The following is a 202-nucleotide window of genomic DNA, read 5'->3' on the forward strand; positions in this document are numbered from 1 at the left end:
AAGGAATCCAAGGAATCACCGGAGCACAAGGAATACAGGGTATCACTGGAGCGCAAGGAATACAAGGTATCACTGGAACACAGGGAATACAAGGAATCACTGGAGCACAGGGAATACAAGGTATCACTGGAGCACAGGGAATTCAAGGAGTTACTGGTGCGCAAGGAGTAACTGGAGCACAAGGAATCACTGGAGCACAAGG

The 202-nt window shown here is 49.0% G+C and carries 1 protein-coding gene; it reads left to right on the forward strand.

Translation table 11 applies throughout. From position 1 onward, the window contains the following. A partial coding sequence (locus Q0975_RS28475; RefSeq protein ID WP_299444402.1) for a hypothetical protein occupies positions 1–202 on the forward strand: 202 nt, incomplete at both ends.

The organism is uncultured Aquimarina sp. (genome assembly GCF_947500065.1).
Taxonomy (GTDB): Bacteria; Bacteroidota; Bacteroidia; order Flavobacteriales; family Flavobacteriaceae; genus Aquimarina.